Origin of the sequence: Streptomyces sp. NPDC050546, assembly GCF_044457425.1 — a bacterium.
Taxonomy (GTDB): Bacteria; Actinomycetota; Actinomycetes; order Streptomycetales; family Streptomycetaceae; genus Streptomyces.
The window spans coordinates 102,016-125,867 of the sequence record NZ_JBITGX010000025.1 but is presented as its reverse complement, the minus strand read 5'-3'; the positions used below and the strand labels follow the sequence as shown (position 1 = coordinate 125,867).

Sequence of the window (23,852 nt, the reverse complement as noted above, 5' to 3'; positions counted from 1 at the left end):
ACTCCCACAGGTCTTCCGGCGCCAACCGTTCGACAAGCGCAGCAGTCATCACCCCAGACTGCCGCAAGATCACGCCAACTGAAATGACGTCTTAGCCGGGTGAGCAACACCTTCTCCAGCGCGGCAGCGGCGACCTGCCCCTGTAGCAGGCTGCCCCCTGGACCAGCCGCCAGTGGCGGTATCGTCCTGGAACTCGGAGCGCCTGAACTGCGTGCCAGATCAGCGGGAGACACGACTGCCGTTGGACAGGGACGCACGATACGGCCGGCGATGAGATGTCACCCAGCTGCCGCGGAAAGTCTGAAGGGGAGCGGTCTCCATGGCCAACTTCTTGAAATCCGGTTCGCCGCAGTTCAGCGTCGACGTCCACCAGAACGAGCATCTGCCGGAGGGTGGCCGGGAGGTCAACGCCATCGTCACGGTCACGGCGGCCGGCGTCAGCACCGGTGGCTTCAACACCGGAACGCACCTGTCCGGCGCCGGGCCGGGCCAGGGCGCGGCGGCGGTGGTGGTCCTGGTCGACTGCTCCGGGTCCATGGACTATCCGCCGACCAAGATGCGCGAAGTCATGGAGGCGACGGCCGCCGCGATCGACGCATTGCGCGACGGCGTGCACTTCGCAGTCGTGGCCGGTACGCACCAGGCCACGGAGGTCTATCCGACGGGTGGCAATCTCGCCGTCGCCGACGCCCGCTCCCGGGCAGAGGCCAAACAGGCTCTACGCAAGATCTCCGCGGGCGGTGGCACCGCGATCAGTACCTGGTTACGGCTCGCCGACAGGCTGCTGTACTCCGCGGAGGTGGGGATCCGGCACGCGATCCTGCTCACCGACGGACGGAACGAGCACGAGCCGCCAGAGGACCTCCAAGCCGCGCTGGACGCCTGCTCAGGCCGATTCACCTGCGACGCGCGCGGGGTGGGTACGGACTGGGAGGTGAAGGAGGTCATGAGCATCGCCTCGGCGCTGCTGGGCACCGCGGACATCGTGCCCGACCCGGCAGATCTGGTGGACGACTTCACGCAGTTGGTGGAGAAGGCGATGGGCAAGAGGGTCGCCGACGTCGCGCTGCGCCTGTGGACTCCCGTGGGCGTCGAGACCACGTTCGTGAAGCAGGTCGCACCCACCGTCGAGGTGCTGACCGACCGGAGTGCCCCGGCGGGACCGCGCGCCGATGACTATCCGACGGGCTCCTGGGGTGATGAGTCCCGCGACTACCACATCTGCGTCCGCGTCCCAGAGGCGGGCATCGGCCAGGAGATGCTCGCTGCCCGCATCTCGCTGGTCGCGCGGGACAACGACAGGGTTCACACCTCCGGCCAAGGCCTGGTCCGCGCGGTGTGGACCGACGACATGGCGGCGATCGCCTCGATCGATCCGCTGGTCGCCCACTACACGGGACAGGTGGAACTGGCCGAGGCCATCCAGGAGGGCCTCGATGCCCGCAGGGCGGGTAACCACGAGGGGGCGACGGCCAAACTGGGCCGCGCGGTTCGGCTCGCCGGCGCGTTGGGGAACGACGAGACCACGAGACTGCTCGCCAGGGTGGTGGACGTCCTCGATGCGCCTACCGGCACTGTGCGACTGAAGGCAGAGGTCGCGGACGCTGACGAGATGACCCTGGCGACACGGTCGACCAAGACGGTCCGCACGGCCGGGAGCCCCGGTGCGGTGGGAACCGAGGACGCCACGAGGCTGCTTCGCCCTGGGGGTAACGGCCCTCACAGGCCGCAGCACAGCGGCGGTGATGCGTTCGGCAGGGAGCCGAGGCTCCTGGAAGCGGAGTTGGTTGAGCAGGCGCCTCCCGGGCGGGAGGTGCCCCTGCACGTGCGGGTCACCCGGGGAACGGATGGTCCAGGCGTGGCACTTCGGAGCTTTCGCATCCCGGCAGGGGGAGCACAGCTTCTGATCACCGTGCACGCGCCCGGCCTGGTGGCCCTGGGAGACCTGCAGCAAGAGCTGACTGTTCCTCCCGGCCGGGACTCGCACTGGCTGCAATTCGGCCTGCGCACCATGACACCCGGACTGCACACCGTTACCGTACGGGCCTTCCACAAAGGCACGTTTCTCGGCGAACTGCGCTCCCAGGTCTCCGTACAGCCCGACACCCCGGCCCGGGACGGCCCGCCGCGCACCGCACCGCTCACCACGCTCGCGTTCGATCCCGGGGAGGTGACCTTGCAGGTCCTCAAAGGCGCGGACGGTGTCTACAGTTTCCAGCTCCTCAGTGAAACCACCTACGCTCCCGAGTCCTTCCGCCTCGTAGCGGGCGATTCCCACGGTGCGAGGGAACGGATCTACGACGAGCTTCGGCGTACGGCAGCAACGGCCGGGCAGGGCGGAGGCAGAGACCATCACCAGGCCCGACGGCGGCTGATCAACCTCGGTGTGCAGTTGTGGGCCACGGCGGTGCCCGATGCCGTGCGTCAGCAGTTCTGGGAGGAGGTCGGGCACGTCACCGCTCTGACCGTGCTCGGTGAGCACGATGTCGTGCCCTGGGAGCTGCTGTATCCCCTGGACGGCCAGAGGAAGGGCGACGGATTCCTCGCCGAGTGGCTACCCGTGGTGCGCCGGGTCTTCGGGCAGGACCGGGTACGCGAACTGTCCCTGTCTCGCGCTGCTTTCGTGGTGCCGCCCGGCTCGCCGCCCGAAGCAGAGCGTGAGGTGGTGGCGCTTCGGGCCAGACTGGGTGACGCGGTATCCAACGGCGGGACCCTGACCCACGGCGCCGCCGTGAGCGACCTCATGGACGAAGGGCTCAACGGACTGCTGCACTTCGCCTGCCACAACTCGTTCACGAGTGCCGGCTCTCACGTCACGATGGCGGACGGCCCGTTCGATCCGATCGATCTCGCTTACGCCACCCACTCCGGGGCCCTGCGTACCACCCACCCACTGGTCTTCTTCAACGCCTGTCGCAGCGCCGGCCAGATCGACTGGTTCTCGACCGGCCTGGGCTGGGCGCCGCAGTTTCTGCAGGCGGGCGCAGGGGCGTTCGTCGGCACGTTGTGGCCGGTACGGTCCGACTCCGCGCTGCTCTTCGCCGACTCGTTCTACGAGTGCCTGGTCGCTGAGGGCCAGACTCTGGGGCAGGCATCCCTGAATGCGCGTCGAGCGATCCGCGACCAGAGCGGGGATCCCACCTGGCTCGCCTACGCCGTATACGGCAGTCCCGCGGCGTATGCCGACATACGTTAGAAAGCACGGATACACTCCCGGACAGGAGAGGCATGGGCGAGCCGGTCTTCGTCATCCACGGCGTCGGCAATCGTGACCCACAGGCATTCACCGCTACCGTGGCGGCCCTTCAGGCTGCTGCGGGGACGACCTTGGTGCCGGTCTACTGGGGGGACCTCGGTGCGGATGACCGTTTCATCGACGTTGCACTCCCTTCCCATTCCACCGGGCTGCGCGATACGGCCGAGACCGTTGACGCACCGTCCGAGCTGCTGCTGGCCACGCTGCTGGGCGAAACCGTCGAGCCTGCGCCAACAGACCTGCCGACGTCCCTGCGAGACGCGATCCGCCACGGCTTGGACCCCTCGCAGAACAGCGGCCTGCGTGAGGACCGCGAAAGTCCGGACGCCGACCAGGTGATTGCAGCGCTCGCCGAGGAATGGCCGATGACCCAGTGGCTGTCACGCTCCGATGACCCGTCACTTCTCAACGAGACGGGAAGGGCCATCGCGCATGCGGTCACCTACACGCAGGAGACGGATGATTCCTGGGCCGGGCTCCGTGGCGCGGCACCCGTTGACGGCACTCTCCGCTCGCTGATCCGACGTCGGCTCGCGGACCTGGACCGCATCGCAGGCGCGGCCATGAAGGCGGTCGCCGGCAGGATGAACCACAGCTTGCGCCACCGCCTCGGACCAGGCGCCACGAGGTTCCTGGGCGATGCACTCGTCTATCAACGCCATCGCGAGCAGATCCATGCCCGGGTATGGGAGCAAGTCGCCGCCGTCGACCCCGAACTGGGACGCACCCCGGGCCGCCCCGTACGGCTGGTCGCACACAGTCTCGGCGGGGTGATCGCTGTCGACATGGCCACCGCGCGGGAACCGCTGTGGACTTCGTCGCTGCTCACCTTCGGCTCTCAACCCGCGTTCTTCCACCTCTGTGACCCCCGTGGGGGCCAACTTTCCCCCTACGTCGGCCACCATCCCGTCACCCTGCCGAACTCTCTGGCCCGCTGGACCAACCTCTGGCAACCACTGGACGTACTCGCCTTCGCCGCCACCCCTGTGTTCCGTCTCGCCGACGGCACGTCACCGGTCGACCTGGCGCTGTCTCACCCCGCCACCGCAGGGCTGTGGACCCACTCCGTGTATTGGGACCTGCCGGAACTCGCCTTCGCGATCAGCGAGGCAATGCGGTGACCCCCTCCCCGAACCGGTCCGGGATCCCCACACCGGGAGTCAACCCCAGGCTCCGACAGCTCCCCGGTCCTGCGCGGTGGTGCGCCTCAACGCGAGGGGCCGCGATGTCGTCACCAGCGCTGCGAGGTTGAGGGGCGGCGAGGGGATAGTGGGCTCCAAAACCCTGACATTCCCGCACAGCGGATGACGTACGGCCAACCATGGCCTAGACCTTTTCCTGATCAACGGTTAGGCTCTGCCGCGCGCACCCGAGAGCGCTCTCAAGCTCTGCTGTTCCACCCCCACTCTGCTGGAACAACGAAGGGGCATCCCTTGAGACGCACCACAGTTCTGCGTACCGCTCTGTCCGCGCTCCTCCTGCTCGGCACCTGGACCGCCGTCGGCGCCCTGCCCGCTTCCGCGGCGGACACTTCCGCACGCTCGACCGAAGCACCCGCCTCCCCCGCCCTCCTGTCCGCGATGCAGCGCGACTTGGGGCTCACCCTGGACGAGGCCGAAGCGCGCCTGGCCGCGGAGAAGACCGCGACAGCCGTCGAACGCGAAGCGCGCAGCGCCGCCGGTTCTTCCTACGGCGGCTCGTGGTTCGACGCCGACCGTGGCGAACTCACCGTCGCCGTCACACGTGCCGCGCAGGCCGACGCCGTACGCGCGACCGGAGCGACCGTACGCCTCGTGCGGTACGACGCGCGGCAACTCGACGCGGCGAAGAAGCGCATCGACGCGCTGTCCGCGCCTGCCGGGGTCGGCAGTTGGCACGTGGATCCGAAGGCCAACAAGGTCGTCGTGAACGTCGTCGCCGAGCACCGGGACGACAACGATGTCCGGACCTTCCTGGCCCGAGCCCGTCAGGCCGGTCCCGTAACGGTGCGACAGACCCCCGCCGCACCGCGTACTTTCGCCGCCGGCACCGTGGGCGGTGACCCCTACTACACCGGCAACGTCCGCTGCTCCATAGGCTTCTCCGTGCACGGCGGCTTCGTCACCGCCGGGCACTGCGGCTCGCCGAGCGCGGCCGTGTACGGCTGGGACCGGTCCTACATCGGCAACTTCCAGGGGTCGTCCTTCCCGGGCAACGACTACGCTTGGGTGAACGTAGGCAGCGGCTGGTGGACCGTACCGGTGGTGCTCGGCTGGGGCACCGTTCCCGACCAGCTCGTCCGCGGCTCCGCCGAGGCCCCGACAGGCGCCTCCGTCTGCCGTTCGGGCTCCACCACCCACTGGCACTGCGGCACCGTCCTCGCGAAGAACGAGACGGTGAACTACAGCCAGGGTGCCGTCCACCAGATGACCAAGACCAGCGTCTGCGCCCAACCCGGTGACTCCGGCGGCGCCTTCATCAGCGGCGACCAGGCCCAGGGCGTCACCTCCGGCGGCTGGGGCAACTGCAGCAGCGGCGGCGAGACCTGGCACCAGCCCGTCAACGAGATCCTCAACAGATACGGGCTCCGGCTGCACACCGCCTGAGCGCTGAACGGCACACCGTCCGGGGTGACGTGCTGTCCGGCGGACAGCACGTCACCCCCGCATCATCGACCTTCGCCGTCGTAGGCGACGAACCCGTGCCTCCCGGAGCCCACGCCGTAGGTGGCACGGTACGGCAGGGCTGCAGCAGGCGAAGGCTTATGTCATGGCCGTCCGGGACGGAGACGAACCGCCGGAGGAACTGGTCGACCTCACCCGGTCGCCGGAGACATGCCCTCCGCTGCCCATCAGCACCCTGGCTGGCCCGGTTCAGTAGCGGTCCAGATCTTCGGAGCCGGGGCGGCACAGTCACGTCTGGGGAAAGACCTACTCCCTGAACATGCGTGACACCCAGTACACGGCGGAGGTCACGGGCGCCAGCCACAGGCGGATACGTCTCCGTACCACCCGCCAGTCCCGCTGCTTCCTCTGCTCTTCCACGTTGATCTCCTCGGGTTCGGGATCCAGCCCCCACCGACATGGTCGGGCCGAGTACGCGGGCGTCCGCCATCGAGACGGCCCACTCGGATGCGGTCCATGACGGGGGTGAACTGCGGGGCGTCGCCCCACTGGCCCGGTGTGATCAGCAAGGCCAGGGGCGGCGTCCGCCTTCCCCGGCGAGATGGATCTTGCAGGTCAGGCCGCCCCGAGAGCGCCCGAGTCCCTCATCGGGGCGGTGCTGCCGGGGCGTTGTTCTTTTCCCGACACCCGCGGGCGTCTCTTGCGGGCTCCGGCGGCGTGCTGGTGGGCCCGGCAGGAGGTGGAGTCCACACTCACCATCGACCAGTCGATACGGCCCTCGGCGTCGGCGTCCGCCAGGACGGCCGCGAAGAGCCTGCCCCAGGTGCCGTCCGCCGACCAGCGTCGGTGCCTCTCGTACACGGTCTTCCACTTGCCGAAGCGCGCAGGCAGATCCCGCCACGGCACACCGGTGCGGTTCCGGTACAGGATCCCGTTGATGATCCTGCGATGGCTCGCCCAACGACCGCCCCGCTTGCCGGACTTCGGCAGATGTGGCCTCAACCGGACCCATTCATCGTTCGACAGATCTCCCCGCCCCATGGACATGCCAACGAGCCGACCCCAGAACGGTCACATGATCCGCCGGACAGCCCCTAGTACTCCAGCAGCGTTTCGCTATCTGGCCTGGTCAGAGGCATCGTCGGGGAGTGTAGTTGGCTGCTGGCACGTCAGGGGCGGTCTTGGCGGACCGCCCCTCCAACGAATGACGTCGTCGTCGGTAGTGACAGTGCCGGGCCACGGCCTGACGCTTTCGCCGCCATTGCGACCAACTCAGCGCATGGATGCGACGTGGCGGGCGGGGCCGGTGTGTGAGGCCAGTTGCCAGGAGCCGGCGGACTTCTGCCACGGTGAGCGGAACCAGGATGGAACCGTTTCTGCATCCCCCTTTGCCGCCGCCTGGGCCGCCGTGGCCGAGAGAAAAGCATGCGCGAGCATGGCCAGGGTGATGTGCCTCATCCAGCCGACGTAGCCGCGGACTTCGTACTGGTCCAGGCCGCACTCGTTCTTCGCGGCCTGGAAGCATTCCTCGATCGCCCACCGGCGCCCGGCAACGCGCACGAGCCGGTCAACGTCGGTGCCCGCTGGCGCGTATGCGAAGTAATAGGCGATCTGATCGGGTCTGTTGATACTGCGCCGGGCCAGCGCCCAGCGCTGATGGGTGGGCCGCTCACCGTCGAAGTCCTCGATCGCCGAAAGCTGGACGGCCGCCCAGTGATAGACGCGTGGGCCCTTGGCGCCGTCGCCGCACGAACGTCGCTCCCACGCCTCATGCGGCGCTTGGCTGAACAGATGGTCGATCCGGCCGAAGCGGGGCACCGGCTGGGACTTCGGGACGGCGAGCACGTAGCCGACTGCGGCTTCTTCCAGCATCCGGCGAAAGCGCCACTCCTGGCCGTAGGCCGCATCCGCGGTCACCCAGGCGATCGGCAGCGGGGAGGCCAGTGCGCGCAGCACCATGACCCTGGCCAGCTCGGGTTTGGTGGCGAAGCCCCTCTCATCAGGAATCTTGGCGGCACGGCAGCGTCCGCGGTCTTCCGTCCAGGACTTGGGCAGATACAGCTCGCGGTCCACCAGGGCGCGTGCGCGGGTGGTGGCGTAGGCGGCGAAGACGCCGATCTGACAGTTCTCGGTGCGGCCGGCAGTGCCGGAGTACTGGCGCTGCACCCCCGCGGAGGTGGTGCCCTTCTTGATGAAGCCGGTGTCATCGAGGATGAGGACTGCGTCGGCCTCACCGAGCTGGTCGGCGACGTATGCCTGCAGGTCGTCGCGGACGTCGTCGGCGTTCCAGGTGGCTCCGTTCAGTAGCCGTTGCAGGCCGTCGGGGGTGCGGTGGCCTGCGTATTCGGCCAGTTGCCAGCCGTTTTTGCGGCCGACGGGGCCGAGCAGGGCGCGGACGTAGTCGCGCATGCGGCGTCGTAGGTCGGCGCGGCCGAAACGGTGGCCGATGCGCAGGAAGAGGTCGTCGAGTTCACGGTCCCAGGTCGCGTCGGCAAGGTCGTCGATCACGCGGGGAGGCTGCCCTCATCACCACGCAGACAGTTCTCGACGTCATTCGTTGGAGGGGCGGTCCGCCAAGACCGCCCCTGACGTGCCAGCAGCCAACTACACTCCCCGACGATGCCTCTGACCAGGCCAGATAGCGAAACGCTGCTGGAGTACTAGCCCCCACCCCCACACACAATGGGGGGCCCGCTGCGTCATTCGCTGACATCGACGCCGCAGCCCCGGGCCAGGCGCGCCCTGAACGGCACCGACTTACCCGTCCTGCTCCTGGCCCACCAGCCCAAGTTAGTCGACCGGGCGGCAGCCACCCGGCATCGACCTCCAGCTCTCCGGCCACACCCACGCCGGCCAGATCTGGCCCTTCCACCCCTTGGACCGCATCGATCAGCCCGCCCTCGCCGGTCTCAGCCACCACGGCCCCCGCACCCTCCTCTGCACCAACCGCGGCACCGGCTTTCTGGGGCCCTCCGTTCCGCATCTTCGGCCCCAGCGAGATCACCCTGCTCGTGCTCCGCTCCCCACACCTGCCCACCGCGCCAAAGCAGAGGGCGGGCCAACACATCCGCTTCAAGTGTCCTTGAGCTGGGGCGCGGCGGCGACAGATGACCAGGCTCGTCTCGCCGAGGACAAGATCCGGGCCATTCCCGGTCCGGCGGCCACAACGAGCAACACGTGGCCACGTTTTACGTCCAGCAGACGAAGAACCTGCTGCTGGCTCAGCACCACATTCAGGCAGCATCCCAAAGACCCGCATCCAGAATGCGCGCAGCCTTCGTGATACTCCCCGGCATCAGGTGCCTGTAGGTCCGATACGTCTCCTCGATCGACTTGTGGTCCATCCACTCGGCTACGTCGGTAATCGGCATACCGTTACTGAGGGCGTTCGACGCAAAAAAGTGACGGAAGCTGTACATACCAACCCCCTCTTCTGGCGGCAACTGCTTGAACAATTTCTGGACGCGGTAGTGTTCCATTCCTTGTGTGTAATACCCGCTCGGGCCCCGCAGAAGGTACCCCTCCGAAGTCGCTGCATGCCTCTCGGTGAACTTCTCCATCGCCTCACGCACCGCACGAGGTAGATGAATCTCCCGAAATTCACCCACCTTTCGGTGCTTCAACTTCGCCGGCCTATTCAACCTGGCATGTATCTGCTCGTGTACACGGTAGACATCGTCAGCAACGATGTTGTTCAGGTTGACAGCCCGAGCTTCGCCGTTTCGCAGACCGCAGCCGACCATCATAGTGATTTCCAGGGCAAGGTCCTCATGAGCTACTGACAGCGCCTTTTCTATGTAGCCCAGCGTGGGGATACTCACCCTGTCGCGCACGTACTCCGGCCCTTGCACGCCCTTCACAGGGTTACTCGGAATGCCTCCCTTCTCGTGGGCATCCAAAAGGATCGACTTGAGGCCCCGGAAGATGCTCACCTGGTTACCCCGACCGACGCCGTTCACTTCCAGGTCATCGAGAAACTGCTCTACGACGGTCTGTGTCACCGAGTTCAGCTTCCTCGATCCCAGCGCTGGGTTGATGTGCACATTGAGAGAGCTGAGCACATTCTCCTTCGTAGAGTATTCCGCCATTCTGCGCTGCCGGGGCAGCCACGTTTCCGAGTATTCCCTGATGGTCTGTTGACCCAATTCTCGACGCGCCTCCGCCACCGAGGGTGCCGTCGCCTTCTTCTCAGCGTACAACTGCGAAAGGCGCTCAATCGCATCATCCTGGGAAGTGAAGCCCCTCTCCTCGCGCTGCTTCCCCAGCGCGTCCCGGAAACGAATGGTGTATCGGTGGGGGCAACGAGCGGGCTTGACACAGGAGCAGTCCTTGAAAAACGAACCCATGCCGCGGGCGAGCTGGCGTGCCACGAATGAAACCTTCCGAACAAGAGCAGGTCCGTCCGGTGGGGGCGTCACCGACGGACAGAGGGTCAGCGGCGCAGGACGCAGCCATGCCTCTTGCTGACCATTTGCTGACCTGGACCTGATCATCATGCCTCTGACCTGCAGAAGTGACCACACATCAGATTTTCCAAAGGAATGTGCAGGGAAGCGGGCGGGGGGTGAACGGGGTTGATCGGAAGCGGGCAGGATGCATCGCGGGGTTCGCAGGGCAGTCGACCGTCCACCCTGGCCTGCACCTTCACGAGTCAGACACACCACGGCAGCCCTGCTGCGATTCGCATGTTCGGCAAGCTCTCGCAAGGTTTCGCAGGGCTGATGCTGACCACTTGCTGACTTGCCAATGAGTCATCAGATTTTTTCGAAGCCTCGTACGCGCTGCGCGCAGCCATGGTCCGCAGGCCCGCCATGTCCTGCCACACCGGCACCTGCGCGTCGTAGCCGTTCCCGGCGCCGATGCAGACCGTCGGGATCGAGATGCTCCGTGTGATCTCCGCACCGGCTTCCCCGGGCACCATCTCGATGAGTACCACGAAGGCCCAGCGCACGCGGCTTGCAGAGATCCGCGACAACCTCCGCGACCGGATCGCCGAGGCCGAACGTGAGGGCTGACTCGGCGAGATCGAAGGACTTGAGGTGAGCCTCGCCGGAGCACAACAAAAGATCAGTCAGATCGACGGTCCGAGAACTCCGCGCTTCCTTGGCATGCCAGGACCTGCGTCCGACTGGATGTGCACAGCTGCGCCGCCGGCCTGACGGGGGTGGCCGCTCCGCAGTCGAGACCCGGGTGGGACACCAACGTCTGGTGCCGCGATCATCGGACGTCAGGTCGGCCCCAGGAGGTTGGTCCGCACGTCGAGCAGATGGGCTCGCATCTGCTGGCGGGCCGCATCCGGATCGCGGTCGCTGAGAGCTTCGACGATCTGTTGGTGGGCCGCCTCGTAACGGATACGCCTTTCCGGGCTGGCCGAGCGGCGCTTGAGGTTGCCCCACACCGGCAGGTCGCGGGCGGCGTTCATGGTGTCGAACATCCGCAAGAGCAGCCCGTTGTGGGCGGCTTGGGCGATCGCGCGGTGGAATACGGAGTCCCAGGACTCGAATTCGGTGTGGGTGGCTGCAGCGCAGCCACGAGTGAGTCCTCGCTGAACCTCGGCGAGATCTGCAGGGGTGGCGTGCTGGGCGGCCAGGTAGGCAATCTCCGGTTCGATCACCAGTCGGGCGGTCATGATCTCGGCGGGACTGGTCTGCAGGACACCCGGCTCTTCGCAATCAGCCGGTGCGGCGACGAAAGTTCCGCGGCCCACGTGTCGGGTGATGACGCCTTCCCGCTCGAGTATGCCCAGCGCTTGGCGAACGGCAGCGCGGGAGGCGCCGAGGTCGGTGGCGAGAGCCCGTTCGGTGGGCAGCCGACTGCCCGGAGACAGTCGCCCCGCGCGCAGGCCGTCTTCGATCAACGCCCGCACCTGCCCACCCGTGCCCGATGGACGCCTGGTCTCTGTCTGCTCGGCCATGCTCGCCTTCCCCCATTGCGCAACCAATCTGGACCAATCCTAGCGCAGCACTCCCGGCTGGACATGAGCAAATCGGACGGGCTAGCGTAGCCAATCGAACCCAATCATGACCATGCGCAACCAATGTGCCAATTGGTTGCGCTGAGTTCGACTCGTGAAGGAGGTGCAGTCGATGAAGCTGGTAACAGTCCTTGACCCGCAGACCCACAAGACGACCCTCGGCCGCCTCGACTCGGACAACACGATCCGCGATCTGACAGGCGTGGTCGAACAGAACACGATGCTGGGGGTCATCGACGCCTGGGACGACGTCGCGTCGGCCCTCGAGGCCGCTGACGGCCTGCCCGTGGTGTCCGAGCCTCGCCTGTGCGCGCCGATCCCGCTGCCGCGCAATCTGTATGCGGTCGGCAAGAACTACCACGACCACGTGCGGGAGTTCGGTCGCTCCGGCTACGACAGTCCGGACCTGTCCACGGACATCCCGGCCGTGCCCGTCATCTTCTCCAAAGTCCCCGCCTCGGCGACCGGGCCCTACGACGCCATCGACCCGCATCTCGACATCACGGCCGAGCTGGACTACGAGGCCGAGCTGGCCGTCATCATCGGCCCCGGCGGGCGTGGCATCCCGCGCGAGGCCGCGATGGATCACGTGTGGGGCTACACGATCATCAACGATGTCACCGCCCGCGATCAGCAGCACGATCACCAGCAGTGGCTGATCGGAAAGTCCCTGGACACGTTCGCGCCGATGGGGCCTTACGCGGTCACCGCCGACGAAGTCGGCGACCCAACACGTCTGGAGGTGTCGGCCACAGTGAACGGCGAACTGCGCCAGAAGGCCCCGGTCGCCGACCTCATCTTCGACATCCCAGAACTCATCAGCACCCTCTCTGCCGGCATCACGCTCCGCAGCGGGGACATCATCGCCACCGGCACCCCGGCCGGCGTCGGCATCGGCTTCACCCCGCCCCGCTTCCTAGAGACCGGCGACGTCGTCGAATGCGCCATCTCGGGGCTGGGCTCCCTACGCAACACGGTCAGCCACCCTGCATAGAGCCAGCCCCGAACCCTGCCTCCTCCACTGATTCCCGGAGCTCTCGAATGTCCCCCCTCCCCACGCCGGCCGCGCCCGCCAAGTCTGGTGCGGGCGGACCGCAACAGGTGGCCTCGCGCCCCTGGATGTGGCTGGCGGCCTGGCCGGTGATCGCGGTCATGGCGCTGTCCAATGAGCCGACGCCGCTGTACGTGCTGTGGCAGGACCGGATGGGTTTCTCAGCCGCGACGCTCACGCTCATCTACGCCGGATACATCGGTGGGCTGCTGCTGACCTTGTCCCTCGGCGGCACCTTGGCCGACCGGTACGGGCGCCGTCCGGTGCTGCTGCCGGGCCTGGTACTGGGACTTATGGCCTCCGCCCTGTTCATCACCGCCCACTCCGTGGCGGTACTGGGGCTGGCCCGCGTGCTCAGCGGCATCTCGGTGGGGGCGATCCTGTCGGCCGGCATGGCCGCCGTATCAGACCTGGCACCGGAGGGTGACAAGAAGCTCGGCGGGCTGATCGCCTCGACCGCGATGGTCGCTGGTGCGGCGTTCGGGCCGCTGCTCACCGGCGTGCTCTCGGAGGCCCTGCCGTACCCGACGGTGACGGTGTTCGTGGTGCAGCTGCTTGTGATGCTGGTGGCGTGGTTGCTGGTGCTGCGGATGCCGCTGGCGAAGGCAACCAGCGTGCATCGATCAGGGCGGGTGCTGCGGATGCCGTCCGTGCCACGGGCCCATCGCCGCGCCCTGTTGACGAGCCTGGCCGTCTTCGCCCCGGCCATCACCGCCACCGGCTTCGTCCTTAGCCTGGGCCCTCCCTGCTCGCTGGACTCCTGCACTCGGACAACCGGCTGCTGTCCGGCGGCCTCATCTTCCTGCTCTTCACCGCAGCTACCGGCATCCAGTTCACGGTCCGCGCCGTGCGCGTCTGGGCGCTGTTCCAGATGGGTGCAGTGCTGACCATGGCCGGAATGGTGGCGCTGATCGCAGCGGTGGCGCTCACGTCGGTGCCGCTGCTGCTGGTCACGGCGGTGCTGTCCGGCCTTGGCCAGGGCGCATCGCAGCTGGGCGGCCTGTCCACGCTGGCCGAGGTGGTGCCGTCCGAGCGTCTTGGAGAGGCGAACGCGGCCCTGACCGCGGGCGGCTACCTCCTGGCCGGAACGCTTCCGGTGGCGGACGGCTATCTCAGCGACGCCGTCGGACTGACCGCCGGCACCACGGCGTTCGGAGTCGTCATCGCGGCGTTGGCGGCCCTCGGCGCCCTGACAGCCCGTCAGCGTCCACACATGTCACAGCCCGAACATCCACGCCTTGGACCGGAGGATTCTTGAGCAGCACCACGCGCCGCACCGTCCTGCTCCTCGTCGGCGCTGCAACTGCCACCGCCGCAGCGGCATTGCTCGCGGGAACCGTAGAACGCGACGACCCACCAGCCCCTACCGCATCCCCTCAGCTCTACACAGGAGATCTCATGCGCCCCACCTCCAGTGGCAAGCACCACACCACCTTCGAGTTCGGTGACCTGACAGTTGTCTCGCTGCGCGACGGCTACGTCGACATGCCGCCCACACGGCTGCGTGACGATAGCGGACACACGCTCGAGACGGTGCCGGACACGGTCCCGCTCATCGACGGCAATCTGCGTCTGTCGGTCAACGCGTTCTACATCACCGACGGCACCAGCTCGGTCCTCATCGACACCGGCGCGTCCAATGCCTGGCACTCCACCATGGGATCGCTTCTCGACGCCCTGAACGAGGCCGGCATCGACCGCGGTGACATCACCGACGTGGCCATTACCCACAACCACGAAGATCACGTGAACGGTCTGATCGCGCCCGATGGATCACAAGCGTTCCCCGCGCTGGAACGCGTATGGATCGGCGAGGGCGACGCGGCGGTGTTCACCGGGCGTCTCGCGCCGATCCGAGACCGGGTCGTGCCGGTCTCCGAGAAGGTCGCAGTCACCGACCGGGTCACAGCGCTACCCACTCCCGGACACACACACGGCCATACCGTCTATGAGGCACGCAGCAGCAGTGGCCGCCTTCTTGTGTGGGGTGACACCGTGCACGTGCCCTCAATCCAGTTCGACCAGCCGAACGTGTCATGGGAGCTCGACGGCGACCAGCCGCAGGCCCGCCAGGCCCGCAACGCACTGCTTCAGCAGCTCACCGAACCGGGATACTTCGTCGCTGGAGCCCACCTGGACTCCCCCGGCATCGGCAGGGTGACACGCCACGGATCCGGCTATGCACTCGAGTACGTAGCAGCACCCACCTCCTGACACGCCGACCATCCGCCAGCCCCGCCGCTCGGCCCGTCGGTACTCCCGAATCTGCGCCCCGGTGTCCTCGACCTGCGTCGAGGACACCGGGGCGCGCGCAGGTCGTCATGCTCCGTGCCCACGTACGGCCGAAATTTCCCAGCGCGCCGTTCAGAGAAGCGGGGTGCCCCAGAGTTCGTCGGTGAAGTCCTTGACCGCCCGGCCGACGATCTCCTCGCTGCTTCCGGCGCTGTACCCATTGGCCGTGTCGAGGAAGTTGACGCCGCCCTCGAGGGCCTGCTTGATGATGTCCCGGCTGGCGTCCGCGCCCAGCGACCAGGGCTCGCCGCCTCGGTCCGGCTCGCCGAAGCTCATACAGCCGAGGGTGATGGCGGAGACTTCCAGTCCGGTCGTCCCGAGTTCGATGCATCACATGCTTCCGAACCTAGGAGTTGGAGTGCGGGCTAACGCACATACGTCTCGGCCCGGAATCGTCAACCCCACACGCCTGGCCACGCTGACCCCACGGGAACGAGAAGTGCTGACCCTGGTGGGCACCGGTCTGGCCAACGACGAGATCGCCGAGCGGCTCTTCGTCACACCGGTCACCGTCAAGACCCACGCCAACCGGGCCATGGCCAGACTCGGCGCCCGCGACCGCGCCCAACTCGTCGTCATCGCCTACGAGACCGGCCTCGTTCGCCCGGGAGAACGACAAGCTTGAGGGCCCGCCCGGCCGTGGCCGGGGTCTTGGCTCTCCGGGGCGCTCTCCGGGGTGACGCCCACCTCACCTCTGTCGCGCGGCGGCGAGCGCCGCCTCTGCCTTCGTGCGGTAGACGGCGAGCTTCTCCGCGGGCGCGACGATCTGATGGCTGCGGGACCTGATGGAGACGTCGTGGTCTCCCGCGGCCCTGCGCAGGGCTCCCACGGTGGCCTGTTCGCGGGGAACATGGGCGAACGGGTCGAAGGAGTACCAGCGCATGGCGTTCTCGTGCGTCATCTTGTTGATGTCGTCGTCCGGCACGGAGTTCGCGGTCAGCACCTCGTGAAGCTCCTCGGGGGCGTTGGGCCACATCGAGTCGCTGTGCGGGTAGTCGGCCTCCCAGCAGATGTTGTCGATGCCGATGTCGTGACGGAGCCTCACCCCGATCGGGTCGCTGATGAAGCAGGTCAGGAAGTGCTCGCGGAAGATCTCCGAGGGCTGCTTCCCGCCGAAGTCCTGAAGGGTCCAGGTGGCGTGCATCTCGTAGGTGCGGTCCAGACGGTCCAGGAAGTAGGGGACCCAGCCGGTGCCGCCCTCGGACAGCCCGATCTTGATGGTCGGGTACTCCTTGAGGACACGGGACCACATCAGGTCGGCCGCCGCTTGGACGAGGTTGATCGGCTGGAGAGTGATCATCACGTCCGGCGGGGCGTCGGGCGCGGTGATGGCGAGGCGGCCGGAGGAGCCGATGTGCAGGTTCATCACCGTGCCGCAGTCGGTCAGGGCCCGCCATACCGGGTCCCAGTACTCGGAGTGGAAGCTCGGGTAGCCGAGGGGGACCGGGTTCTCCGGGAAGGTGAGGGCGTGACAGCCCTTCTCGGCGACCCGCCGGATCTCCTGGGCGCACAGTTCGGCGTCCCAGATCGCCGGGAGGGCCATGGGGATGAAGCGGCCGGGGTGGGCGGCGCACCACTCGTCGATGTGCCAGTCGTTGTAGGCACGCACCAGGGCGAGGGAGAAGTCGGAGTCGTCGGTGGCGAACAGCCGGGCGGAGAAGCCGGGGAAGGAGGGGAAGTTCATCTGGGCGAGGACGCCGCCGGCGTTCATGTCGGCGACGCGTTCGTCCACGTCGTAGCAGCCGGGCCGGATCTCGTCCAGGCCCTGCGGCTCCATCCCGTACTCCTCCTTGGGACGGCCCGCGACCGCGTTGAGCGCGGCGTTGCCGATCTTGGCGTCCCGGAACTGCCAGACGTCGCTGCCGTCCTCCCGGTGGACCAGCCGCGGGGCGTCCTTCTTGTAGCGGGCGGGCAGGTGTTTCGCGAACAGGTCCGGCGGTTCGATGATGTGGTCGTCGACGCTGATGAGGATCATGTCATCGCGGTCCATGGGACTCCTTGTGGCTGAGGTCGGATCAGTCCGAGGCGGGCAGGGCCTTGGGCGGTTTGACCGCCAGGGGCTTTCCTCCGTACGTGAGGTGGCCGGCGCCGGAGGCGGTGCAGAGGAGTTCGAGCGTGTCGGCGGGGTCGACGTAACGCTTGCCGATGAGGGTGTCCGGCGCCTGGCCGGTAGCCTGCGGGGCAGGGGCGTCCCGGGCCGGGAGCATCGGCGTGCCGCCGCAGGCGACCGGACCTTCGGCCTCCTGCGGGGCCCGGATCACGATGACGCGTGTGGTGCCGGTGGCCGAGGCCAGTTGGTCACCGGGGCGCAGGGCCGGGATGCGGGGTGACGGCATGGCGCGGTTCTCCTTGGGGTGCGGGTGCGGGTGCCGCTGGCGTGAGCATGTCTCCCAGCCGGTCCAGATCGTAGGACTGGCGGGCGAGCCAGAAGCGCAGGAATCCGGTGAGCGAGTAGCGCAGGAAGAGGGCACCGCCCACTACGGCGGCGGTGACGCCGCCGAGGCCGATGGCGAGGGCGTCGCCCTGGGCGAGGGAGTTGTCCGTGGCATGGGCGAGCGGGAAGGCGAGCGCGCCGAGCACCAGCCCCGCGGCCATCAGCAGTCCGCCCAGGCGCAGCCAGAGCGTCGCGCGTGCGGTGGCGGGGTCGGGGATCTTCAGCTCGGCGAGTTCGCGGACGAACCGTTCCGCACGGGTGTCGGGTGGTGCGGTCATGTCGGGCTCCCCAGGTAGTAGGAGGAGAGTTCGGCGTGCAGGGACCGGCCGGGAGGCCCCTGCCACTGGATGCGGCCGCCGACGAGGACGGCGGCTCGGTCTGCGATCCTCAGTACGGCGGTGGCGAACTGCTCGACGACGAGGACGGCGACGCCCTGCCGGGCGATGTCGGCGACCAGTTCGTAGAGTTCGGCGACGACCAGGGGGGCGAGTCCCATGGAGAGTTCGTCCAGGAGCAGGACGGCGGGGTCGGTGGCCAGGCCCCGGGCGAGGGCCAGCATCTGCTGTTCGCCGCCTGAGAGGGTGCCGGCGGGTTGGGTGCGCCGGGTGCCGAGGACGGGGAAGCGGGCGTAGGCGATCTCCTCGATCTCCTCCTGGGTGCGGCCCGTGAAGGTCATCATCAGGAGGTTGTCGCGCACGGAGAGATTGGGGAAGACGCCACGGCCCTGGGGCACCAGGCACACGCCGGCGCGGGCGAGTTCGCGCGGGTGGATGCCGGTGGCGTCCCGGCCGCCGAGCAGCAGTCGGCCTCCGCTGGGCGGATGCACTCCGGCGGCGACCGTCAGCAAGGTGGTCTTGCCGGCTCCGTTGGGACCGAGGAGGGCCACGACCCGGCCTGCCTCGATGACCAGGTCGACGCCGTGCAGGACGGCGATGCCCCCGTGGGCGGCGTGGACGCCGTCCAGCTCCAGCACGGGTCCGGTCATGGCGGGGCCTCCCCGAGGTAGGCCGCGAGCACCGTCTCGTCCTGCCGCACCAGGGCGGGTGGGCCACTGGCGACGACGGTGCCGAGGTCGAGGACGTGCACCTCGTCGCAGACGTTCATCACCAGGTTCATGTCGTGCTCGACGAGCAGGACGGCCGTGCCCTCGTCGGCGAGGGAGCGCAGCAGCGCGGCGAACCGCTGCGTCTCCTCGGCGTCCTGCCCGGCGGCGGGTTCGTCGAGGAGCAGGACGCCCGGGCCGAGGACGAGGGCGCGGCCGACCTCGACCAGGCGGGCCAGGCCGGTGGGGAGCGCGTCGGCGAGGTCGTCGGCCACGCCGGTCAGGCCGAGCCGTTCCAGTACGGCGTCGGCGGTGCGAGGCGCGTGGCGGCGCTCCGGGCCGAGTTCGGCGGCGACGAGCAGGTTGTCGCGCACAGTGAGGCGGCCGAAGAGTTCCAGGTGCTGGAAGGATCGGGACATTCCGCGTCGGGCACGGCGGGCGGGGCCCTCGCGGGTGACGTCGCGTCCGTCGAGTCGTACCCGGCCGGTGCGGGGGCGGCGCAGGCCGCACAGCACGTCGAACAGGGTGGACTTTCCCGCGCCGTTGGGGCCGATGAGGCCGGTGACCCGTCCTGCCTCGGCCGTCAGTGACACGCCGTCGAGAGCGGGGCGTCCCCCGAAGGAGAGAGTGATCTCCTCAGCTCGCAGCACTGGTGGCACGGCTCAGCACCTCCCCGTCCTCCGGCCGCCAGGGGCGGCGCAGTCCCCACCACTCGGGGGGTATGTCGCTGGGCGGCCGCTGGGCGGCGGCGCGCGTGCGCAGCAGCAGGGCCGTGCCGACGGCGATCACGAGGAGCAGCCATCCACTCGCCGTGTCGAGCGCCGCGAGCAGCCAGCACACACCGAGGACGCTGAGCAGCGTGTACAGCAGGGGCCGGTCCCGGCCGAGCGGTGCCCATTCGGCACGTATCCGGGCGACCACACCGCTGGGGCTCTGGGCCAGGCCCATGCCGGCGAGGGCGACGAGCAGCGCGGTCACGTCATGGGCCCAGGGGCCGGCTCCGTGCAGCAACTGCGCCGGGACGACGAAGGCGATACCGGTGAACAGGCCTGTGCCGACGGCGCCGAGGCCGCCGATGACCGCGATCAGGAAGACCGGTAGTCCGGCGACGAGGTTGAACTGCTCGGCGGTGACGGTCTGGAGCTGCATGCCGTACAGGGCGCCGCCCAGCCCCGCGATCCCGGCGGACAGGGTGAAGACGGCGGTCTTGGTGACGAGGAGCCGTCCGCCGAGGGTGGCGTAGGCGGCCTCGCTGTCGCGCAGCGCGATCAGCCGCCGGCCGAACCGGCCACGGCGCAGCGCGGCCACGCCGAGCGAGACGAGTGCGAGGCAGACGGCGGAGAGCAACAGCAGCTGGGCGGGGGAGGTGAGGTGCAGGCCGAACAGGTCAGGGCCGGTGACCGCCACCGAGCCCTGTTCGAAGAAGGCGACGCGCACGCCCAGTATCTCGAAGGCGGGCAGGGTGAAGATCCAGCGGTCGAGGACGACGGCGAATGCGGCGGTGCCGAGGGCCAGGTAGATGCCCGACAGGCGCAGCGCGGGCAGCGCGATCAGCGCGCCGACGGCTGCGGCGACCAGGATGGCGGCGGGGAGCGCCCACGGCTCGCCGTGGGCGCCCAGGTGTCCCCACACCACGGCGCCGATGCCGGCGATGGACAGCTGGCACAAGGAGATCTGCCCGGTGTATCCGGCGAGTGGCACGAAGGACAGGGCGATGACGCCGAGCGGGAAGAGGGTGCCGTAGGAGACGACGACGTCCTCCGTCAGGACCGTCACCAGGACCAGGCCGAACAGCACTGTCGCGCCCGCGAGGAGGAGGCTGCCGCGTGCCGTCGGCAGCGGAACCCGCACCGGGGTGCGGTCCCTGCCGCGCAGCCTGCGGTGCGGGAAGGCGAGCAGGGCCAGGAACAGCAGCAGGGCGGGGGCGGCCAGGCGCAGGCCCGGCAGGTAGTCGTTCCGCGGCAGGTATCCGGCGAGGTAGGCCTCCAGCAGACCCACGACGAGCGCCCCGAGGAAGGTCAGCGGCAGACTGCGCAGGCGGCCGAAGACGGCGGCGGTGTAGGCGCTGACGATGAGCAGGGACAGTTGCTGGGCGTCGAGCGCGACGGCGGGGGCGATGAGGATGCCGCCGACTGCGGCGAGCTGGATGCCGAGCACCCAGGCGAGGCGGGTGGCGCGCAGGGGGTCGGCGCCGGTGAGGCCGGCGAGCGACCGGTCGTCGACGGAGGCGCGCATCTCCGTGCCGACGCGGGTGCGGTGCAGCAGGAACCACAGGGCCGCGGCGATCGCGAGGGCGACGGCCATGGTGATCGCCTGGTGCCAGGTGACGGCTGCCGGGCCGATCCCGAGTGCGGGCCTGTCGGCGAAGAACGGGGTGAGCGGGCGCGCGGTGTTGGGGTCCCACACCCAGCGGGCGAGCGCGATGCACCCGGTGAGCAAAGCGACGGTCATCACGAGGCGTTCGGCCTCGCCGAGGGCCTGCACCGGCCGCATCAGCACGCGTTCGACGAACAGCCCGAAGGCCGGGGCCAGGACGAGCAGGACGAAGGCGAGGGCGAGCGGGACCGGCCAGCCCCAGCCGACGGCCAGTTGCCAGTAGGCGAAGGCGGACAGCATCCCGGCGGCACCGTGGGCGAAGTTGAACACACCGGTGGTGGCGTGGGTGACCACAAGACCGGTGCCGATCACGGCGTAGACGGCGGCGGTGCTCAGGCCCACCACCATGAAGGCCAGGAACTGATCCATGGCTTGGAAATTAGCTTCTCCCTATTGGAGAAGCAAGCATCCGGAGCAATACTCCTTGAGCGAGAATGGCATTCTCGTAAGGTTCGCAGAACGTCCGGAGACGGTTCGCAGACGAGAGGACGAGGCCCTTGAGCGACAGCGACGACCTGGTGGAGATCGAACAGCTTCTCGCCCGCTACGCGGTGGCGATGACCCGCGGGGACCTGGACCGAGTGCTCGCAGTGTTCACCCCGGACGGCAGCTACAGCGCCTTCGGGGACACCTACCCGCTCGACGAGTTCCCGGCGCTCGTCTCCGCTGCCCCGAAGGGACTGTTCCTCGTGGGAACACCGGTGCTCGAGATCGACGGCGACTCGGCCACCGGCACCCAGCCGCTGTGTTTCGTCGAGCACTCCGCGCACGAGATGCGCATCGGCTACTACAACGACACCTACGTCCGCACCCGCGACGGCTGGCGGCTACGCACCCGCGCCATGACCTTCATCCGCCGCAGCGGTGCCCACGACTCGGGCCGGCCGCACGCCTTCGAACGCACCCGCTCATGACGATCGAGGAGTTCCGGCAGGCGCTGGGCACCTGGTTGGACGGGCGTGACCTGTCCCCCGGCACGGACCACGGCCTGGACTCCCAGGTCGCCCAACTGGCCCGCGTCCGGCGGGAGCTGTGGGCAGCGGGCTGGATGCGGCACGGCTGGCCGGAGGCGATCGGCGGACTCGGAGGGCCGAGCGTGCTGCGGGCGGTGCTGGGCGAGGAGGTGGCCTCGCGGGACCTGGCGGAGCCCGGCCTGTGGTCGATGGTCGAGGTCCTCGTCCCCACGCTGATCGACTACGCGCCGCCCGCGCTCGCCGCCGAGGTGGTGCCCCGGCTGCTGGGCGGCGAGGAGCAGTGGTGCCAGGGCTTCTCCGAGCCGGGCTCGGGGAGCGACCTGGCGTCCTTGTCCACGCGCGCGGTGCGGGACGGGGACCACTGGGTGGTGACGGGGCAGAAGGTGTGGACGAGCCTCGCCCAGTACGCGGCCCGCTGTGTCCTGCTGGCCCGGACGGGAGGGCCGGGGCACGGCGGCATCAGCGCGTTCTTCGTCGACATGGACTCTCCCGGCATCGCCGTACGGCCGCTGCGCACGATGCACGGCGTGGACGAGTTCGCCGAGGTCTTCTTCGACGGCGTACGCGTCCCCGTCGGGCGCCTGCTGGGGGCCCCCGGTGACGGCTGGCGGCTGGCGATGGACCTGCTGCCGCACGAACGGTCCACCTGCTTCTGGCACCGCGTCGCCCATCTCTACAGCCGCCTCGACCGCCTCCTGGCCGACGGCTGCGAGCCGGACGCGGACGCGCTCGGCGCGGTCTGGCTCGACCTGCACGGTGTGCGCTGCCGCTCGGCCGCCACCCAGCGGGCCCTGGCGGACGGCGGGCGGCTCGGCCCGGAGACCTCCGTGGACAAGATCCTGCTGGCCGGTGCCGAGCAACGGCTGTTCGACACCGCGCGGGACCTGTTGCCGGGGGCGGTGGAACTGGCGCCGGACGGGGCGTGGCGCACGGAGTACCTGTACTCACGGGCCGCGACGATCTACGGCGGCACCGCCGAGATCCAGCGCAACATCGTCGCCCGCCGCCTGCTGGGCCTCGGGAAGGAGTGAGACGCGGTGGACGCCACCGATCGCGCACTGCTGGAAGGCGCCCTGCGCAAGACGCTGACGAAGAACGCGCCGGGCGTCGGCCCGGACGCGGGCCTGGCCGAACTGGGCTGGGCGGAGATGCTCACACAGGAGCCGGACGCCGCGATCCCGCTGGTGTTCCGGCTGCTCGGGGAGACCGGCGTCCAGGCCGCCGTCCTCAACGACGTCGTCCTGCTGGCGGCGGGCCGCCCGCTCGGGGGCACACCGCCGCTGCCGTACGCGGGCGGGGCCTGGGTGCGGTGGGCCCGGGGGGACGGAGCGCCGACCGGACCGCTGGACCCCGGACTCCCGCTTCGCCACGCCGAGCCCGGTGACCTTCCCGCGCCGGCCCTGTCGGCGGGCCGCCGGGCGCTGGGCTGGTGGCTGCTGGGCACCGGACGGGCCATGCTGGCACTCGCGCGTGAACACGTCCTGGACAGGGAGCAGTTCGGGCGCCCGCTCGCCTCCTTCCAGGCGCTGCGGCACCGGCTGGCGGAGACATACGTGGCGCTGGAGGCGGCCGAGGCGGTACTCGCCGCGGCCCGGCCCACCGACGCCCTGGACCACACCGGCGCGCTGCTCGCCAAGGCCGCCGCGGGCCGGGCCGCTCTGACCGCCGCCCGCCACTGCCAGCAGGTACTCGGCGGCATCGGCTTCACCGCCGAGCACCCCCTGCACCGGCATGTGAAACGTGCCCTGGTGCTCGACGGTCTGCTCGGCTCCACCCGTGAACTGACTCGCGAGGCCGGCCGGGTGCTGCTGCGTGAGACGCGCGCACCCCGCCTCGTCGACCTCTGAGGA

Annotated in this window: 18 protein-coding genes and 6 pseudogenes; 12 read left to right on the top strand and 12 right to left on the bottom strand. The window is 68.9% G+C overall.

The annotated features are described in order from the left end of the window. Positions 1-319: 319 nt before the first annotated feature. The 4 genes and pseudogenes from ACIBK5_RS40425 to ACIBK5_RS40410 form a co-directional block, all read left to right on the top strand. Positions 320-1,648: pseudogene (locus ACIBK5_RS40425) on the top strand (VWA domain-containing protein); the annotation flags it as partial. A gap of 363 nt (positions 1,649-2,011) precedes the next feature. Further along, positions 2,012-3,196 carry a CHAT domain-containing protein gene (locus ACIBK5_RS40420; RefSeq protein ID WP_399027968.1) on the top strand — a complete coding sequence of 395 codons (1,185 nt, stop codon included), beginning with the start codon at positions 2,012-2,014 and terminating at the stop codon, positions 3,194-3,196. A 32-nt stretch (positions 3,197-3,228) separates the two neighbouring features. After that, complete coding sequence (locus ACIBK5_RS40415; RefSeq protein ID WP_399027956.1) at positions 3,229-4,377, top strand: hypothetical protein; 1,149 nt, start codon at positions 3,229-3,231, stop codon at positions 4,375-4,377. Between the two features lie 312 nt (positions 4,378-4,689). After that, a complete protein-coding gene (locus ACIBK5_RS40410; RefSeq protein ID WP_399027954.1) occupies positions 4,690-5,841 on the top strand; it encodes a S1 family peptidase in 1,152 nt (383 codons plus the stop codon). 440 nt (positions 5,842-6,281) lie between these two features. Here the strand turns inward: ACIBK5_RS40410 and ACIBK5_RS40405 are convergent. Then, positions 6,282-6,900 (bottom strand): annotated as a pseudogene (locus tag ACIBK5_RS40405) (IS5 family transposase); the annotation flags it as partial. 231 nt (positions 6,901-7,131) lie between these two features. Further along, on the bottom strand, positions 7,132-8,367 hold the full coding sequence (locus tag ACIBK5_RS40400) for an IS701 family transposase (RefSeq protein ID WP_399027952.1): 1,236 nt from the start codon (positions 8,365-8,367) through the stop codon (positions 7,132-7,134). A gap of 231 nt (positions 8,368-8,598) precedes the next feature. Here ACIBK5_RS40400 and ACIBK5_RS40395 point away from each other — a divergent pair. Further along, a pseudogene (locus ACIBK5_RS40395) lies at positions 8,599-8,945 on the top strand (hypothetical protein); the annotation flags it as partial. Between the two features lie 147 nt (positions 8,946-9,092). Here ACIBK5_RS40395 and ACIBK5_RS40390 read toward each other — a convergent pair. The 3 genes from ACIBK5_RS40390 to ACIBK5_RS40380 all read right to left on the bottom strand — a co-directional run bounded on the left by ACIBK5_RS40390 (position 9,093) and on the right by ACIBK5_RS40380 (position 11,773). Next, positions 9,093-10,229 (bottom strand): tyrosine-type recombinase/integrase, encoded by a 1,137-nt coding sequence (locus ACIBK5_RS40390; RefSeq protein ID WP_399027950.1) that lies wholly within the window; start codon positions 10,227-10,229, stop codon positions 9,093-9,095. A 281-nt stretch (positions 10,230-10,510) separates the two neighbouring features. After that, positions 10,511-10,795, bottom strand: a complete 285-nt coding sequence (locus tag ACIBK5_RS40385; RefSeq protein ID WP_399027948.1) for a 3-methyl-2-oxobutanoate hydroxymethyltransferase — start codon at positions 10,793-10,795, stop codon at positions 10,511-10,513. A gap of 291 nt (positions 10,796-11,086) precedes the next feature. Next, the gene (locus ACIBK5_RS40380; RefSeq protein ID WP_399027946.1) at positions 11,087-11,773 is read right to left on the bottom strand and encodes a FadR/GntR family transcriptional regulator; all 687 of its coding nucleotides are present in this window, start codon (positions 11,771-11,773) and stop codon (positions 11,087-11,089) included. A 172-nt stretch (positions 11,774-11,945) separates the two neighbouring features. Here ACIBK5_RS40380 and ACIBK5_RS40375 point away from each other — a divergent pair, with 172 nt between their 5' ends. From ACIBK5_RS40375 to ACIBK5_RS40365, 3 genes and pseudogenes are all read left to right on the top strand, one after another. Then, positions 11,946-12,827 carry a fumarylacetoacetate hydrolase family protein gene (locus tag ACIBK5_RS40375; protein ID WP_399027945.1) on the top strand — a complete coding sequence of 294 codons (882 nt, stop codon included), beginning with the start codon at positions 11,946-11,948 and terminating at the stop codon, positions 12,825-12,827. Positions 12,828-12,952: 125 nt separating this feature from the next. Continuing rightward, positions 12,953-14,142 (top strand): annotated as a pseudogene (locus tag ACIBK5_RS40370) (MFS transporter). Further along, the gene (locus tag ACIBK5_RS40365) at positions 14,139-15,098 is read left to right on the top strand and encodes an MBL fold metallo-hydrolase (protein WP_399027943.1); all 960 of its coding nucleotides are present in this window, start codon (positions 14,139-14,141) and stop codon (positions 15,096-15,098) included. The pseudogene ACIBK5_RS40370 and the gene ACIBK5_RS40365 overlap by 4 nt, the downstream one beginning before the upstream one ends. Before the next feature lie 180 nt (positions 15,099-15,278). Here the strand turns inward: ACIBK5_RS40365 and ACIBK5_RS40360 are convergent. Beyond that, positions 15,279-15,503, bottom strand: a pseudogene (locus ACIBK5_RS40360) (aldo/keto reductase); the annotation flags it as partial. 76 nt (positions 15,504-15,579) lie between these two features. Here ACIBK5_RS40360 and ACIBK5_RS40355 point away from each other — a divergent pair. Further along, a pseudogene (locus ACIBK5_RS40355) lies at positions 15,580-15,801 on the top strand (response regulator transcription factor); the annotation flags it as partial. Between the two features lie 63 nt (positions 15,802-15,864). Here the strand turns inward: ACIBK5_RS40355 and ACIBK5_RS40350 are convergent. The 6 genes from ACIBK5_RS40350 to ACIBK5_RS40325 are packed head-to-tail and all read right to left on the bottom strand — an operon-like array spanning position 15,865 to position 21,397. Then, positions 15,865-17,166: an amidohydrolase family protein gene (locus ACIBK5_RS40350; RefSeq protein ID WP_399027941.1), complete on the bottom strand. Its 1,302-nt coding sequence runs from the start codon at positions 17,164-17,166 to the stop codon at positions 15,865-15,867. Positions 17,167-17,191: 25 nt separating this feature from the next. Beyond that, complete coding sequence (locus ACIBK5_RS40345) at positions 17,192-17,512, bottom strand: hypothetical protein (protein WP_399027939.1); 321 nt, start codon at positions 17,510-17,512, stop codon at positions 17,192-17,194. Continuing rightward, positions 17,475-17,888: a hypothetical protein gene (locus tag ACIBK5_RS40340; protein WP_399027937.1), complete on the bottom strand. Its 414-nt coding sequence runs from the start codon at positions 17,886-17,888 to the stop codon at positions 17,475-17,477. Before ACIBK5_RS40340 ends, ACIBK5_RS40345 begins: the two co-directional genes overlap by 38 nt. After that, positions 17,885-18,595 carry an ABC transporter ATP-binding protein gene (locus tag ACIBK5_RS40335; protein ID WP_399027935.1) on the bottom strand — a complete coding sequence of 237 codons (711 nt, stop codon included), beginning with the start codon at positions 18,593-18,595 and terminating at the stop codon, positions 17,885-17,887. The genes ACIBK5_RS40340 and ACIBK5_RS40335 overlap by 4 nt, the downstream gene beginning before the upstream one ends. Then, complete coding sequence (locus ACIBK5_RS40330) at positions 18,592-19,311, bottom strand: ABC transporter ATP-binding protein (protein WP_399027933.1); 720 nt, start codon at positions 19,309-19,311, stop codon at positions 18,592-18,594. Before ACIBK5_RS40330 ends, ACIBK5_RS40335 begins: the two co-directional genes overlap by 4 nt. Further along, entirely contained in the window at positions 19,289-21,397 is a 2,109-nt protein-coding gene (locus ACIBK5_RS40325) for an ABC transporter permease (protein WP_399027931.1), read from the bottom strand. Before ACIBK5_RS40325 ends, ACIBK5_RS40330 begins: the two co-directional genes overlap by 23 nt. A 128-nt stretch (positions 21,398-21,525) precedes the next feature. Here ACIBK5_RS40325 and ACIBK5_RS40320 point away from each other — a divergent pair, with 128 nt between their 5' ends. The 3 genes from ACIBK5_RS40320 to ACIBK5_RS40310 are packed head-to-tail and all read left to right on the top strand — an operon-like array spanning position 21,526 to position 23,849. Further along, entirely contained in the window at positions 21,526-21,942 is a 417-nt protein-coding gene (locus tag ACIBK5_RS40320; RefSeq protein WP_399027930.1) for a nuclear transport factor 2 family protein, read from the top strand. Beyond that, positions 21,939-23,033: an acyl-CoA dehydrogenase family protein gene (locus tag ACIBK5_RS40315; RefSeq protein WP_399027928.1), complete on the top strand. Its 1,095-nt coding sequence runs from the start codon at positions 21,939-21,941 to the stop codon at positions 23,031-23,033. Before ACIBK5_RS40320 ends, ACIBK5_RS40315 begins: the two co-directional genes overlap by 4 nt. A gap of 6 nt (positions 23,034-23,039) precedes the next feature. Beyond that, the gene (locus ACIBK5_RS40310; protein WP_399027926.1) at positions 23,040-23,849 is read left to right on the top strand and encodes an acyl-CoA dehydrogenase family protein; all 810 of its coding nucleotides are present in this window, start codon (positions 23,040-23,042) and stop codon (positions 23,847-23,849) included. Positions 23,850-23,852: the final 3 nt, after the last annotated feature.

Bases quoted from the DNA above. Each gene is read 5' to 3' on its own strand.
- ACIBK5_RS40375 (WP_399027945.1), top strand. From the start codon at position 11,946: ATGAAGCTGGTAACAGTCCTTGACCCGCAGACCCACAAGACGACCCTC.
- ACIBK5_RS40340 (WP_399027937.1), bottom strand. From the start codon at position 17,888: ATGACCGCACCACCCGACACCCGTGCGGAACGGTTCGTCCGCGAACTC.
- ACIBK5_RS40415 (WP_399027956.1), top strand. From the start codon at position 3,229: ATGGGCGAGCCGGTCTTCGTCATCCACGGCGTCGGCAATCGTGACCCA.
- ACIBK5_RS40325 (WP_399027931.1), bottom strand. From the start codon at position 21,397: ATGGATCAGTTCCTGGCCTTCATGGTGGTGGGCCTGAGCACCGCCGCC.
- ACIBK5_RS40335 (WP_399027935.1), bottom strand. From the start codon at position 18,595: ATGACCGGACCCGTGCTGGAGCTGGACGGCGTCCACGCCGCCCACGGG.
- ACIBK5_RS40315 (WP_399027928.1), top strand. From the start codon at position 21,939: ATGACGATCGAGGAGTTCCGGCAGGCGCTGGGCACCTGGTTGGACGGG.
- ACIBK5_RS40380 (WP_399027946.1), bottom strand. From the start codon at position 11,773: ATGGCCGAGCAGACAGAGACCAGGCGTCCATCGGGCACGGGTGGGCAG.
- ACIBK5_RS40350 (WP_399027941.1), bottom strand. From the start codon at position 17,166: ATGGACCGCGATGACATGATCCTCATCAGCGTCGACGACCACATCATC.
- ACIBK5_RS40345 (WP_399027939.1), bottom strand. From the start codon at position 17,512: ATGCCGTCACCCCGCATCCCGGCCCTGCGCCCCGGTGACCAACTGGCC.
- ACIBK5_RS40420 (WP_399027968.1), top strand. From the start codon at position 2,012: ATGACACCCGGACTGCACACCGTTACCGTACGGGCCTTCCACAAAGGC.